Source organism: Vibrio jasicida 090810c (genome assembly GCF_002887615.1).
Taxonomy (GTDB): domain Bacteria; phylum Pseudomonadota; class Gammaproteobacteria; order Enterobacterales; family Vibrionaceae; genus Vibrio; species Vibrio jasicida.
Window position 1 is genome coordinate 3562100 of record NZ_CP025792.1, and the last position, 13793, is coordinate 3575892.

A 13793-nucleotide genomic window follows, 5' to 3' on the forward strand; every position below is an offset into this window, starting at 1 on the left:
GGCCAGCCTTTAACACCCAAAGAAACTTGTTCGAGAGGGAAGTGAATGAGGGTTGAAGCGCAAGATGTGGCAATTAGGTACCTTGAAGAAACAGATGCCGCTCCTTTGTTTGAAAACTACCTTGGTGATGAACAAGCGTGTTTGTACCTAAACCGACAAGCGCATCAAAGTTCAAGTCAAACGTTACAAGCTATCAATAGATGGCGAACCCAATATGAGCTGGATGTCCCTAGTATTTTGGTACTCGCAATTGAAGAAAGCGCAACTCAAGTTCCCATTGGTTGCTTAGTCTTAATCCCTGAAAACAGTCATAGCGAAATTCACTTTGGGATCTCTAGAAATTATCAAGGTAAAGGGTATGCGACTCAGGCGTGTAAGCTCGGGATTGAGTATCTGAAAAGTATCGGAGTCGAGCAGATTCATACAGCGCCTCATATCGACCATCAAGCCAGTATTCGCGTGCTCGAAAAATGTGGATTTAAGAAACAAGGTGTGTTGAAAGAGTATGCGGTGTTTCCTGCCCTTAGCGACGAACTTCAGGATTGTTTGGATATGCAGTTAAAAGAGTTGAAAGCATGAAATGGCTAATATGCTTAATGACTCTCATTGGATCTGAAGCAGTAGCAAATGAGAGGCTTCCAACTGCCGTTGAAGAGACTCCATACTCGGCTGTTGTGGTACTAACTGGTTTTGAGGGACCGGAGAAAGACAGTGGAGATAACTACTATAAGGTTCAAGCTAAGGTGTTGGATGGAGTTCGAGGCCACATTACTACCAACATCACTTTCGATATGTACACAGAGATTGGAGACTCCCCTAAAATTGGAAATGACCCAATCATCATCACTCTTTGTCATGATGAGCAAGGGTACTACTGGCCGGGAACAGGCTCTGAATTCAAAGCTACCCAAGAACAAATTTTGTTAGCGAAAGAAGCCGCTAAAAAACTATCTGACAAGCAAAGAGTCTTTGCACATTGTGACCAGTAGAATCTTATTCAACTAAGCCCAAAACAAGTGTTTTGGGCTTTTGTTATTTAGGCGTTATTGAACCTGTTCGTCTGGATGACCCCACATCAATGGTTCTGCGTAAGGGCCTTTGACTGATGAGGTTGATTCGCCGATACCATCTAATGCGCCTGGTGTTAATTCACGTGCAAACCAACATTCCAAAGGTGCTTGCGTTCTTACTGGTGGCAACACATTGTGCGGCGTGTTGTAACGGTTTCCATAGTGGAACGGCTCACCCATGACAAAGATAACGTCAGCATCTAACTGCTTTTCTGCTTCTTCCATCAATCTTGTCGCGTAGCCTTTACCTTGGTATTCAGGTAGTACGGCTAGTGGCGCAAGTACATAGCATTTTAGGTGTGGTGCTGCGTCAATTACGATAGGGGTATAGCATGCGTGTGCCACGCCTTCGTAGACGATTGAAAAGCTACCATCCGCAATAAGATTGTCGGCAAATTCTGCATAGAGTTTGGCGTGTCTCTCGTCATATAGTCCACCTGCTTTTGCGAACGCTTCGTATTGAATTTGATAAGGTGTGTTCATTGGTTTCTCCTTTGTTTTCTATTATTTCATAGGTGTGCTGACTGACTGTTCAGTCAGTGAGTTTAATCAAAAAAATCACGCATCGATATGTGCATGATTTTTGGTATTTCTAACAGTACTTTTTGATGAACTCTTGTCTGATTTCTTCGATAGGGAAGTCCTCATTCAGTAAGTAGTTCATGGCAATGCCGTCGATCTCTGCGATGAACATTTTTGTCACCACTGCCGGGTTCGTGTGCCCTAGCGAGCGGAAGACTTCTTCAGTGGATGCCTGCAAACCTTGGTAGCGTTCGTCTATCAGGTCGACAACAATCGCTCTGGTTGTCGGGTGAACCATCACACTAAAGTTGAACTGGTAAATCTTGCGATGTTCAGGAACTGTCATGCCATCGAAGATCGAGTGGATCATCGCTTCAATGCCACCTTCTTCGTTGGATAAATGCTCATCATTTTTATCCGTTTCTTCAATGATCTGTGTGATATGAACAAAAACTTCTCTCAACAGCTCGTTTTTATTTTTGAAGTGATGAAACACCAAACCTTTTGAAATCTCAGCCTTCTCACAAATGGTGGAGACTGGCGTTTTCTCAAAGCCATGTTCCGCAAATAACTGCGTTGCAACTTCAATGATCTGTTGTCGTTTGTCCATCGTGCTCACTCTATATACTGACTGACCAACTGGTCAGTTTTGCGAATGATAGTGCGTTTCTTGATCCTCCGTCAAGTATTAATAGGATCAAAACCGCTTGATTGATGTGTTAGCAGCGAAGTGAAAATCAAGCATGATAGAAAACGGATACTGTAAACCTCTGTCTAATCACACAATTACCATTACTTTTTTCTACAAGCATCAAACCTCGTTATTGTCTCATCCACTAAAGCGGTTCAACGCCATTAGGAGGCACCATGATCGTTACCACTCTCGTTGATAATTCTCGTCTTGAGCACAGAACCGATCTCTGTGTCGAGCGCGGTTTATCGCTGCATATCGACATTGAAGGAACCAAATTGTTGTTCGATATGGGCAGTGGGCGAACGTTTTGCGACAACGCGCCTTTACTTAATATTAATATTCAAGAAGTGGATCTCGCGGTTATTTCTCATCGGCATCATGACCATTGCAACGGTACTTCTCACTTTCTAGAGCAAAATAATGTGGCCAAAGTCTATTTAAAATCGTGTGGAGATCAGGATTACTACTTTCGAGCTTTCGGTTTCAAGAGTGATGTTGGTATCGACAAAGCTTTGTTAGACACAACCAATGACCGCATAGTGCAGGTAAGCGAAACGACGCAAGTTGCTCCAAATGTTCATGTGATTACCAAGATCAGCGACAAGTACCCACAACCCAAAGGAAATCAGTACCTCTATACCCAATCGAAAGACGGCGGTTATGAGCAAGATGCTTTTGAACACGAGTTACTTTTGGTGATCAAGGAAGAAGATGGCTTGGTTGTGTTCACGGGATGTGCGCACAGCGGAGTATTGAACATGATTCAAACCGCCGTTGAGTTGTTTCCGAACGACAGGATCAAAGCGGTAGTGGGTGGCTTTCATCTTGTGGGCTTACCCGTATTTAATAGCATTGGCGGCACTAAAGATGACATCAAAGCATTAGGGATAGCGCTATCTAGATACCCTGTTGAGAAGTTTTACACGGGCCATTGCACGGGCATGAAGGCGTATCATTTACTGAAAGAAGTGCTTGGTGATCGTCTGGATCATTTGCCAACGGGTCGTTGTGTTGAGGTTTAATCATCGACCCTGTTAACGTTTATGATTGTGAGTGAGCCAAATTCCAATCTCAGCTATTCATCTTGCCTATTGTCAAAGCGCCCTGACAAAACCTTACCAAATATGACAGTTTTAGCGGCTTCAAACCACGGTATCCTTAGAACTTTATGTTCATCAGATGGTCACAAGACTACAAAACAATAATTGGAATCAATAATGGCAAAAACTTGGCTTGTCGCTGCTGTGAGCGTTGCATTACTTGGCGGCGGTGCGTATTTCTATCTGCAATCTTCGGCTCAACCAGAGGCGTTTCCGACGTTGGCAGTGGAAAAGGGAACCATTGAGAAACAAGCGGTGGCAGTCGGCAATATTGTCCCTGCACACTCGGTATCTATTAAGTCACAAATCGATGGCATAGTGGGCGAGATGTACGTTCAGGTCGGTGAAAAGGTCAAGCAAGGCCAGCCATTGATTAAGGTTCGTCCGAACCCGACGCCTCAAGCGCTTACTGATGCTTCAACAGACTTAATGCGCAGTGAAGCGGACCTCGAATCAGCCAAACAAAAGCTCGCCAACCTAGAGAGCTTGGTGAAGCAAGACATCATTCCAAAGAATTACGATGAATACGTTAGTGCGCGTTCAACCGTGAAATCGGCTCAAGCGAACGTACTGCAAAAACGCCAGAACCTCGAATTAATTCGCAGCGGTGAAGCTTCCATTGGTGACGCTCGTTTAACCTCAACCATTTACGCACCAATTGATGGCACAGTATTAAACCGCAAAGTCGAAGTCGGTGAGCCAATCATCTCAACTGAATCTAGCCAGGCCGCGACAGAAATGATGTCTCTGGCGGACATGAACAGTCTGATCTTCAAAGGCAGCGTGAGCGAGCATGATGCCGCGCAGCTTTCTCCGGGTATGCCAGTTCTACTAACCGTGGCGCCGTATCCCGATGTGGAAATCTCTGGTGTGCTAACCAAAGTGGCGATTCAATCAGAAAACCTAAATTCGCCTGAAGGCAATGCCTCTGCAAAAAGCTTCGATAACGGATTTGAGGTCGAAGTGGGTGAGCTGAAGATCCCGAAAGAAGTATTGCTGCGTTCGGGCTTTTCATCAACGGCACAAATCACACTGAAGAAATCTGAGAACGTATTAACCTTGCCAGAACGAGCGCTGCAATTTGATGGCGATACGCCAAACGTATTGATCCCTGATAGTTCAGAGCAAGGCTTCCACAAACAGGAAGTGAAGCTAGGCTTGTCGGACGGCATCAATGTAGAAGTGTTAGATGGTGTTGAGCTAGATGAAGAGATCATCGATAACAGCATGATGATGGGAGCCGCACATGGCTAAGCTGCACTTATCTAAAATTGGTGTTGCGATCTTAGCGGCAACACTCAGCTTACCAAGCTATGCAATTTCGATTGAACAAGCGTGGCAACAGGCAAAACAAAGTGATCCAAATTACGAGAAAGCCAAAATTGGTGTTCAACTTGGTGAAGTGGGTGTCGATGCAAGCCGTAGTTCACTCTTACCCGGTTTGAGTGCGACAGCATCAGCGAATTGGAGCGAATCTGCCGACAATACCAATAGTTATGGGGCATCGCTTTCTCAAACCATTTGGGACAGCAGCTTGTGGTCGGATCTAGACCAAGCGAATGCCAACTACATCAAAGCTCAGCTTGAACTGGCTCAATCACATAATGAATTAGCACAAAGATTGCTTTCATCGTATTTGGATGTTGCGAGTGCACAAGGTGATTTGCAGTTGGCGCAATCCAAGTTGGAAGAAGGCAACAAACTGCTGAAGATCATCGAGAAGCGTTATCTCGCGGGTAAAGTGAAATCGGTGGATGTCGAAGAGATTCGAGCAACACAAGTTGCGGACAGAGCCGGTATCTTGAATGCGCGTTCTGACTTAGAAGTGAAGCGAGCGGAACTGGCTGCGTTGATCAATCAAATCCCGCAAAACGTCGATCAAATTCGTACTGATTCCCTTGTTCAACCGCCCTTGCTGGTGGACTCTCAAGAGCAATGGTTAAAGCTCGCGAAGGACAGTAGTCCAGAACTTTTAGTGGCCGCGCAAAACGTGAAAGCCAGTGAGTTTGCCAAAGATTCTGCACAAGGTGGGTATTACCCAACGTTAAAAGGGAATGTTGGCTACAACGATGATGACCGACGTAAAGACGGCGAGTTCAATGCAGGCATTACACTCAGTGTGCCCATTGATTTGAACGGCGCAACACGAGCCAGAGTCGATGAGGCGTCACTCAATACCCTAAGTGCAAAGCAAGATCTACGTCGAGTGGAAATCGATATTCAAAAGCGCGTGATCCAGCAGTTCACTCAAGTCGACATCAACTGGAACCAAGTTTTGATGGCGGACGAATTGGTTACTTCTCGTGAGAAAGTACTGCGCAGCAAAGAGAAGCTTTATGATGCGGGTTTGCTCGAAGTATCAGAAGTGATTAGTGCACACAACAGCTTGTTTGAGGCGAAAAACAGCCTACAAACCAACTTGTACAACTATTGGCGTCAGCGTATCGGCTTGTTGCAAACTGCAGGTAAGTTAGATGACGACACCATGGCACTGATCTCTCGAGCGTTTAATTCATGACCAGTTTATTGCAGCAAACATGGCAAACGCTGATGGCACATCGCATGAAAAGCATGCTCGCCATCATTGCCATTGCGTGGGGCGTTATATCGGTGGTGGTTTTGATTGCGCTGGGAGAGGGCTTTTATCGCCATCAAACTCAGCAGTTGTCGTTTATGGTCAATAATGTGCAAGTCGCGTTTCCATCGAGCACCAGCAAACCTTGGCACGGATTACCTTTACGACGTCAGATTCAGATCCCGCAGGATAAAGTCGATATGATCAAACAATCTGGCTTTGTGAAATCTGCATCCAGTGTGTATGCCAAGTGGGATGCAAACATCACCAATGAAAAAGGCCAAAAACTCACGAGTTTTGTTAGCGGCATAGACCCGTACTATTTCTCATTGATTCAACGCAAGTTGGAGTCGGGTTCGCGTAATCTATCGCCTAGTGATATTGCCAATCACACTCGCGTAGCGATTTTGGGCGACCAAATTGCCAAAATGGGTGAAATCAGTATCGGTCAAATGGCCAAAGTTAATGGCGTGCCCTTTTTGGTGATCGGCATTATGAAAGACGAAGATGCGGGCATTTCATTTGGTGATAGCCGTAAAGTCTTCATCCCTCAAACTACCTACCTTGATTTGTGGGATGCCAAACCGTGGATGCTGCTACTCAAGCCTGTCGACGGTATGGATGGCAACGCATTCCGACAAGCCATTGTTAACTTCTATGCCAAGCAATTGCACTTCGACCCGACCGACAAAGAAGCGATTAACTTGCCTGACTTCAGTGAGGGCGCAGCGGTGATCACGGGTATTTTTCGTGGCATTCAAATCTTCCTTGGGGCAAGCGGTGCGATGACCATGGCCGTTGGCGCTCTTGGTGTCGCAAATATTATGTTCCTCTCTGTGACAGAACGAACGCGAGAAATCGGCGTACGCTTGGCGATTGGTGCAACGCAAAAATCCATACTCAACCAGTTCATCCTTGAAGGACTCATTTTGGTGGCGGTCGGTACAGCTCTCGGCTTAATGGTTGCTTATTTAGTGGTCGCATTGCTTGGTTCCATTACCTTACCGGAGTGGTTAGGTTTTCCGGTTATCACACCAGACTCTATCGCCTGGTCACTGCTAGTTACGCTGGTTCTGGCATTGCTGGCGTCTTACTTTCCGGCAAGGCGAGCATCGCGTCTCACCCCCGTAATTGCATTAAGTGCGAGGGCGTAATCATGTTGCTACCGATGAGACAAATCTTTCAAGAAATGGCAGCAGAAAAGCTGCGTTTGGGTTTAACCATTCTTGCTGTGGCATGGGCGACCTTGTGTATCGCCGCAATGCTGGCCGTGGGCGAGGGCATTCGTCAGGGCGTATTGAGAACCGCGCAAAATGGCAACGGTAATCTGATTTACTTAACCGGAGGCATGGCGACTGTCGATTATGGTGTGTTCCACCAAGGTAAGTTTCTAACCTTAAAAGCCGACGATACCGATGTCGTTAAAGCCCTACCAGAGGTGAAAAGCGTTGCGCCAACCGCAGTATGGGATGAGCGTATCACCGTGGACGATAGAGGTTCATGGCAAGAACCCTTAGCGGTCACGACGGATTTTGCGTCCATGACCAATCTGATCCCAATGGATGGCGGTCGTTGGCTCAATCCGCTCGACCAAAAGCAGATGCGTAAGGTGGTTGTATTGGGTTATTCACTTGCCGCGGATCTGTTTAATCCTAATGAAGACTTCAGCTGGTTTGCTCCTGTGACGTTACAAGCCGATCCAGTGGGTAAAAAGGTCAAGATTGGCAGTGAAGAGTTTACTGTAATTGGCGTGTTGAAGAAAAACAGTGCTGAAATCGAACAGGGTGATCAAATTAACTACGCCAGTTTTGTGCCGTTAGCCACGTGGCAACGCTTTCACACTAATGGTGATATTGGCGGTATCAACGTAGAGCCGAATGCTAATGCAGATCGTGAAAAACTCGCAGAGACCATTCGTCAGGTGATCGCTCGTAAACATGGTGCCAGTGTGAGTGACGAGCAAGTCGTCCAAGTGGAAGACATGTTTCTTAAACAGAAAAGCATGCAACAGTTCTTAGTTGGTCTACAAAGTTTTCTTGGCATCATTGGCTTTGTCACGCTTGCCGTGGCGGGCGTCGGGATTGCGAATGTGATGTACGCAACCGTGAAGCGTTCAACCAGAGACATCGGCGTGCGCATGGCCGTTGGTGCTACGCCAACCGCGATTCGTCTGCACTATTTGGTGCAATCGCTGATGACCATGATGTTAGGTGGCGCATTGGGATTAGGAGTGACTTACGCGCTTGTTAGCGCAATTAGTGCGATCAATTTAGAAGGCAACATGTTTTATGAACGCCTTGGCAGACCCGTTCCTGAGCTCTCTTGGATAGTCGTTGCAATTGTAATTACCACCTTGGTGTTTATTGGCGTCGCATCTGCTTGGTTACCTGCTAACCGAGCAGCAAAAGTGAGCCCGCTGGAGGCGCTGCAAAGTGAATAATAAAAAGAATTCTGGAGAGAAAATGTCAAACGCCCCATTGGTTGAGCTGACGAACATTTGCAAATACTACGCAAGCGGAGAGGCGGAAGTGCGCGCTCTAGATGGCGTTGACTTAACCATCAACCAAGGGGAGTTTTTGTCGATTCTTGGCCCATCTGGTTCGGGTAAATCGACTTTGATGAACATGCTTGGTTGCTTAGATAAACCAACCGATGGCCAATACCAATTGGGTGGTCAAAACGTCGCAAGTTTAAGCCCGAACGAGCTAGCCGGTATTCGTAACCAAAAGATAGGCTTTGTCTTCCAAAGCTTTAACTTGCTGGAATACGCGACAGCGTTGGATAACGTGGCACTGCCGTTAGTTTACTCTGGCATTAAAGCCAAAGAACGTCGCCAGCGCGCCGCTAAATTGTTAGAGCAAGTCGGGCTAGGGGATCGTCTCGACCACAAACCAAACCAGCTTTCTGGCGGTCAAAAACAGAGAGTGGCAATTGCAAGAGCCCTAGTTAACGATCCACAAATCATCTTAGCGGATGAACCAACGGGTGCATTGGATTCGAAATCCGGTGCAGAGATTGAAGCCTTGTTCAATCAACTCCACGCTGAAGGTAGAACTTTGATCATCGTGACGCACGATAACGCCCTAGCAGAGCGCACCAAACGCATCATCACCATCAAAGATGGCAAGGTGATTTCGGATAGAGTGCCTGAGTAACCTTCTTTATGTTTGCTAAGACTCAACGCATAGGGAAATAACGCTTAGAGGGCAATGATGGTTGCGGAAATCATCATTGCCCCCTATATAAACAGAGCCACCTCAACGATTTCTGTGCCTCATAAATACACTCGCCCCAAATCTCTTTAAAGAAGCACTCTGATCAAATCAACAAAACAACGACCATGGCTAACAGCCCACCTTCATTGCTTTGGTTAACCTTGCTGCATACAAAAACAAACAAAGAAAGCAGGTAGTTATGCAAGGTATTACTAATATCTCTCCTATCAGTCGACCAATCATCACTGCACCAGTCAGCCAACCACAAAACCAAGGTCAACTTGGTGGTTTGAGTGCAAGCACGCAAATGACGCCAGATGCCATTCGCAACTTTATGCTGCAACAGATGAATAGCGGTGCTACCGCAAACCCAGCACCGATCAGTTCGTTTTCTCTGCAAAGCGCGACACCAGAACAAAGCGCAGAGCCTCGCTCAAAGTTACAAAACTTCAAAACAGCGGTACAAACGCTGGGCGATCGTATTTTGCACGCGCTGGTCAGCACTAAAACTGCTTCATTGCGTAACTCGGCAGCGAAACACAACGGCGAAGTAAGCATGCAGGTCTCTCAGGTAACGGGCAGCATCAAAAACGCCATTCTAAAAGACACCAACACCTCAGGCGGATGTTGTGAGGCACTGAGCGCTCACTGGATGAAGGCACGAGCAGAAGGCTCTAACCTTGGCGAACAGCTATTTCAATCAGGAACGGCAAGCGACAAAGGTAAGCTGAACAAAGAGACAATGCAGTCTGTCGCGCAACTGCAAACCGATGGCATGGTGGGTTATGACCAAGAAGCGATCACAGAAGGTTGGCTAAGAAGCAACAACATTGAATCGCCTTACCGAGAGCTTGGTGCTTTATCACGTGTGCATGGACAAACAAGCCGTGGCCGAAATGGTGCAGCAGAGCTTGCGGCAAAGATTGTTGATAACGGCCCTAAAACATCACTATTGAAGAAGATCGGCCTTGAAGGCCCAAGTAATGCGCACGCCGCCGCCGCCGCGGTTGATGGGGAAAAAGTAACCTTCTTTGACCCGAACTTCGGTGAGTTTTCTTTCCCAAGTAAGGAAGATTTCACCAGCTGGTTTGTTCAGGATTTCTGGCACAAATCAGGCTACGACTTACCGAAATTCGGCTTATCGGGAGAATTCAGCATCGTTAACTTGGAGGCTAACCTCTAATGACAACCACATTCGATCACCTAGTTAAACACTTTTTCGAAAAGAACGGCCTAGAGAATCCAACCGCGCAAGATGGTATCTACAGCCTGTTGATTGACCAAAAGTATCAACTTCATTTCACGCATCAGAATGAAGAGTGGATGGTACTGTATGCAGAACTTGGTGAGGCAAATCCGATATCGGAACAGCTTGCGAAGAGCAATATCTTTGGTGAATACTGGCCTGCACACATTGTGTCGCATCAGGAAAACAGCGCTGTTTTATGGTCGCAACAACCGATGGCGATACTGAATGTCGCAGCGTTAGAGGCGTGGACGGAGTGCTTTATTCAAGATCTTGTTGAAAAGCAGGCGGCGATTTCTGGTGTAGAGCCAACGCCAGCAAGCGCAGAGCCAACCAATATCCGACCTCATATGATCTCGGTGTAAACCCTAGATCTAGATTTATAGGGCACAAGTAACGTCCGTATGATTGGGCGTTACTTGTTTGTGGTTTAAGCGCGGCTTTTAGCCAGTAGCTGATCCACTTTTCCTTTCGCTGTTTTACTTACCGTCTGCATAAACTTAAAGCTTGGCGCGACAATGCCCGATTGCTCAAGCTCTTCCACCATCAGCAACCACAGTTTTGCCGTTACCTGTGCATCGGCTAACGCGCGGTGGAACACACCGTCGTTTTCAATGTTCTTGTAACGAACCAACTCACCTAACTTGTGTGACGGCGCATCTTGAATCAGGCGTCTTGCCACCAATAAAGAACACGCGAACTCGCCAGAATAACCGCAGTCGATTCGCTCTAGCTCTGCATCCAGAAATCGCTTATCAAACGACGCGTTGTGCGCGATAAGATTCTCACCCGCAATAAACTCACTGAACGATGCCATCACTTCATCGCAGCTCGGCGCGGTGCGCAGCATGTTATTGGTAATGCCTGTGTAACCCTCAATAAATGAGCTCACACGAAAGCCAGGATTCATAAGTTGCTGAAAACTATTGACCACCTCACCATCAACGATCTTAACCGCACCGATTTCAATCGCGCGATCACCCATATTCGGAGACAGACCTGTGGTTTCAAAGTCGAGTACGACAACGGAGTTAGCTTGAGGCATGAAGTTTTCCAACTGAACAATAAGGCGCAAGAGTATCGTTGAAAGTGGTGGAAAAGGGAAGGAGGGGGAAGTGTTAGTTATCTTAATTCACGTTATACCAACATGTACAGTGAGGACACTATGTGTGGCGTTAACCTCTTGTAATAGTACAAGCAAATAGGGGGACTCACATGGTAAGGCTTAAGGCATTTGCACCAAAGCAGAATAGTTTGACTTAGACTACAAACTTCCCCCATGCAGCAACGATGTCATATTCGCCAACAAGGCCTAGTATTTTGCTGTTCTTTAGTAAATTAGCTCCGTACGAACACGATGAAGAACTTGTGTATCTCGCTGCTCTACCGTTTTACCCTAACAAACCGTATTTGTGGGGCTCAAAGGTAGCGTAAATAGCTTCAGCGCTCACCGTATCATTCTTGTTCATTTTCACCTTATCTCCAGCAATTTTAGTTGAACATCGGGTTATTTAGTTGAGTGATGGTCATACTAGTTCTTGCAACCTAGTCGGTGTTGTTTAATTTATGGCCCTAATATTGGTGCTTTAGGGGCAAATTTGACACTTCCAAGTTTCCATCTAATGCCAAAATTCTTCCAAGGTAATACCATCAATTGACCATGATTTAGCCATCTGAACATGTCAAATCTGATAAAAGAGACAGTAGTCAAAAATTCCTTGCCATGGTTTGCATATTGGTATTTATTTATTTGATATAATTGGCATTGCTGGTTTTCTCGTTAATGCTTGGTTGCATTAATTTACTCTCTGCATTTTTGAGCTAGTTTGCTCATTAGTCTCTCTATAAATACAACAGGTAGTATTGCTGTGAAGTTGTTCGTCATTTCAGATTTACATTTAGGTGGTAGCCCTCATAAGGTTACCGATAACGGAGTGGTTGGGTCTCAGATCTGCCATTCTTATACTGAGTTGACTCAGTTTATCGATTGGGTTGGGGCTCAACAGGAAGGTGCAGGAACTGTTGAACTCGTTATAAATGGCGACATAGTAGACTTTTTGATGGAAGAAGATTTATCTTCGGATCATGAAATTGAAAGGGTTGAAAATCTCAAGCCTTGGCTTCCTGATGAGCAATTGATAATTGAGAAATTGGCTAGGATCGTTGAAAGAACGAGGGGAGGTAACTCACGTGGCCCTTTTGAAGCTATGGCAGACTTGCTAGCTAACAATCAATGCCTGACGTTTGTGTTAGGAAATCATGACATAGAACTTTCGTTACCAAAGGTTAGAGAGTATCTAGAACGCTCGATTCTAAAAAGCTCAATGAACGGGCGATTCAAATTTTTGTATGATGGTGAAGCTTATGTTCGAGGAGATTTGTTAATTGAGCATGGTAACCGGTACGATCGATGGAATGTGGTTGATCATAGTGCTTTACGACAAGAACGCTCAATGCTTTCGAGAGGTTTTGGGCCTGAAATGATGCAACTTGAGTACGCTCAGTTTAAGCCGCCGGCCGGCTCTATCATGGTTACAGAAGTGATTAACCCAATAAAGCGCAAGTATAGGTTCGTAGATTTGCTTAAGCCAGAAATTAAAGCAGCAGTCCCAATTTTACTTGCTTTACATCCTAAGATTGAACATGTTCTTTCAGCGATCACTCCTGCATATATAGCCAAGAGCACAACGTTTCTGAGCCCAGTTGTACCTGAGAAAGCTGGGCAACTTTCATTTACAAATGTCAATACGCCATTTGATGTTAGATCTTCTCTAGAATTAGCCCTTGGTGTTGATGATGCTGAACTTTTTTCTGTGAAATCAACATCAGGAAGTCAACTAGGTGTAACTGAGTCTTGGGATGAAATAAAAAGGATGAGTGGGCACATATCTAATTGGCTTGAAGACGAAGATAATTTACTAAACAAAGGTGTGACAAGAGCACGAAATAAACTTCTTCACAAAGCCTTAAATGCTTGGAAAGGAGCTTTTTCTTTAGACAGACATTCTGAGTCTTCTGAGTACTTAGAAGCTCTCAACATAATCGCAAATACTAAGAAGTTTAGTTGCGTTATCTTGGGCCATACACATTTGCCTAAACAAATAGTGATTTCAAATGATATGAACTATATAAACACTGGAACTTGGGCGGATACTATGAGAATTCCAGAAAATGTCCTAGCGGGTTCAGAGGTAAGCAACGAATTTCATGAGTTCGTAGATAACCTGAGTAACAATAAGATAGATGACTACATAGTTAGATGTCTTACTTACGCAGAAGTAGAGTTAGAGGTTATTGGTGAACAAGAAAAAGTTATTTCTTCAAGGCTTTGTGAGTTCACTGTTGATGCCAAAAATGTAGAGGGCGTCTAA

At 45.5% G+C, this 13793-nt stretch carries 14 protein-coding genes; 11 read left to right on the forward strand and 3 right to left on the reverse strand.

Going from position 1 to position 13793, the window contains the following annotated elements:
* Positions 1–45 precede the first annotated feature (45 nt).
* The gene (locus C1S73_RS16985; RefSeq protein WP_038870592.1) at positions 46–579 is read left to right on the forward strand and encodes a GNAT family N-acetyltransferase; all 534 of its coding nucleotides are present in this window, start codon (positions 46–48) and stop codon (positions 577–579) included.
* Complete coding sequence (locus tag C1S73_RS16990; RefSeq protein WP_038870594.1) at positions 576–989, forward strand: hypothetical protein; 414 nt, start codon at positions 576–578, stop codon at positions 987–989. Before C1S73_RS16985 ends, C1S73_RS16990 begins: the two co-directional genes overlap by 4 nt.
* Before the next feature lie 54 nt (positions 990–1043).
* Here the strand turns inward: C1S73_RS16990 and C1S73_RS16995 are convergent, their stop codons facing one another.
* Positions 1044–1553, reverse strand: a complete 510-nt coding sequence (locus C1S73_RS16995) for a GNAT family N-acetyltransferase (RefSeq protein ID WP_038870595.1) — start codon at positions 1551–1553, stop codon at positions 1044–1046.
* Positions 1554–1662: 109 nt separating this feature from the next.
* On the reverse strand, positions 1663–2202 hold the full coding sequence (locus C1S73_RS17000; protein ID WP_038870597.1) for a TetR/AcrR family transcriptional regulator: 540 nt from the start codon (positions 2200–2202) through the stop codon (positions 1663–1665).
* Between the two features lie 257 nt (positions 2203–2459).
* On the opposite strand from C1S73_RS17000, the gene C1S73_RS17005 reads away from it, so the two are divergent.
* The 8 genes from C1S73_RS17005 to C1S73_RS17040 all read left to right on the forward strand — a co-directional run bounded on the left by C1S73_RS17005 (position 2460) and on the right by C1S73_RS17040 (position 10787).
* Positions 2460–3308 carry an MBL fold metallo-hydrolase gene (locus C1S73_RS17005; protein ID WP_038870598.1) on the forward strand — a complete coding sequence of 283 codons (849 nt, stop codon included), beginning with the start codon at positions 2460–2462 and terminating at the stop codon, positions 3306–3308.
* A gap of 195 nt (positions 3309–3503) precedes the next feature.
* Complete coding sequence (locus C1S73_RS17010; RefSeq protein WP_038870601.1) at positions 3504–4640, forward strand: efflux RND transporter periplasmic adaptor subunit; 1137 nt, start codon at positions 3504–3506, stop codon at positions 4638–4640.
* Positions 4633–5904 carry a TolC family protein gene (locus tag C1S73_RS17015; protein ID WP_038870603.1) on the forward strand — a complete coding sequence of 424 codons (1272 nt, stop codon included), beginning with the start codon at positions 4633–4635 and terminating at the stop codon, positions 5902–5904. Before C1S73_RS17010 ends, C1S73_RS17015 begins: the two co-directional genes overlap by 8 nt.
* Entirely contained in the window at positions 5901–7115 is a 1215-nt protein-coding gene (locus C1S73_RS17020) for an ABC transporter permease (RefSeq protein WP_038870604.1), read from the forward strand. The genes C1S73_RS17015 and C1S73_RS17020 overlap by 4 nt, the downstream gene beginning before the upstream one ends.
* Before the next feature lie 2 nt (positions 7116–7117).
* The gene (locus C1S73_RS17025; RefSeq protein ID WP_038870607.1) at positions 7118–8401 is read left to right on the forward strand and encodes an ABC transporter permease; all 1284 of its coding nucleotides are present in this window, start codon (positions 7118–7120) and stop codon (positions 8399–8401) included.
* A 22-nt stretch (positions 8402–8423) separates the two neighbouring features.
* The gene (locus tag C1S73_RS17030; RefSeq protein ID WP_038870608.1) at positions 8424–9116 is read left to right on the forward strand and encodes an ABC transporter ATP-binding protein; all 693 of its coding nucleotides are present in this window, start codon (positions 8424–8426) and stop codon (positions 9114–9116) included.
* A gap of 259 nt (positions 9117–9375) precedes the next feature.
* Positions 9376–10359, forward strand: a complete 984-nt coding sequence (locus C1S73_RS17035; protein ID WP_038870610.1) for a YopT-type cysteine protease domain-containing protein — start codon at positions 9376–9378, stop codon at positions 10357–10359.
* Positions 10359–10787 carry a CesT family type III secretion system chaperone gene (locus tag C1S73_RS17040; protein ID WP_038870611.1) on the forward strand — a complete coding sequence of 143 codons (429 nt, stop codon included), beginning with the start codon at positions 10359–10361 and terminating at the stop codon, positions 10785–10787. Before C1S73_RS17035 ends, C1S73_RS17040 begins: the two co-directional genes overlap by 1 nt.
* Positions 10788–10852: 65 nt before the next feature.
* Here the strand turns inward: C1S73_RS17040 and C1S73_RS17045 are convergent, their stop codons facing one another.
* On the reverse strand, positions 10853–11467 hold the full coding sequence (locus tag C1S73_RS17045; protein WP_038870613.1) for a 3'-5' exonuclease: 615 nt from the start codon (positions 11465–11467) through the stop codon (positions 10853–10855).
* 823 nt (positions 11468–12290) lie between these two features.
* Between C1S73_RS17045 and C1S73_RS17050 the strand changes: the two genes are divergently transcribed.
* Entirely contained in the window at positions 12291–13793 is a 1503-nt protein-coding gene (locus C1S73_RS17050; RefSeq protein WP_158654988.1) for a metallophosphoesterase, read from the forward strand.

Coding starts and splice junctions, on each gene's coding strand:
- C1S73_RS16990 (WP_038870594.1), top strand. CDS start 576: ATGAAATGGCTAATATGCTTAATGACTCTCATTGGATCTGAAGCAGTA.
- C1S73_RS17010 (WP_038870601.1), top strand. CDS start 3,504: ATGGCAAAAACTTGGCTTGTCGCTGCTGTGAGCGTTGCATTACTTGGC.
- C1S73_RS16985 (WP_038870592.1), top strand. CDS start 46: ATGAGGGTTGAAGCGCAAGATGTGGCAATTAGGTACCTTGAAGAAACA.
- C1S73_RS17040 (WP_038870611.1), top strand. CDS start 10,359: ATGACAACCACATTCGATCACCTAGTTAAACACTTTTTCGAAAAGAAC.
- C1S73_RS16995 (WP_038870595.1), bottom strand. CDS start 1,553: ATGAACACACCTTATCAAATTCAATACGAAGCGTTCGCAAAAGCAGGT.
- C1S73_RS17045 (WP_038870613.1), bottom strand. CDS start 11,467: ATGCCTCAAGCTAACTCCGTTGTCGTACTCGACTTTGAAACCACAGGT.
- C1S73_RS17015 (WP_038870603.1), top strand. CDS start 4,633: ATGGCTAAGCTGCACTTATCTAAAATTGGTGTTGCGATCTTAGCGGCA.
- C1S73_RS17005 (WP_038870598.1), top strand. CDS start 2,460: ATGATCGTTACCACTCTCGTTGATAATTCTCGTCTTGAGCACAGAACC.
- C1S73_RS17020 (WP_038870604.1), top strand. CDS start 5,901: ATGACCAGTTTATTGCAGCAAACATGGCAAACGCTGATGGCACATCGC.
- C1S73_RS17025 (WP_038870607.1), top strand. CDS start 7,118: ATGTTGCTACCGATGAGACAAATCTTTCAAGAAATGGCAGCAGAAAAG.
- C1S73_RS17030 (WP_038870608.1), top strand. CDS start 8,424: ATGTCAAACGCCCCATTGGTTGAGCTGACGAACATTTGCAAATACTAC.
- C1S73_RS17000 (WP_038870597.1), bottom strand. CDS start 2,202: ATGGACAAACGACAACAGATCATTGAAGTTGCAACGCAGTTATTTGCG.
- C1S73_RS17035 (WP_038870610.1), top strand. CDS start 9,376: ATGCAAGGTATTACTAATATCTCTCCTATCAGTCGACCAATCATCACT.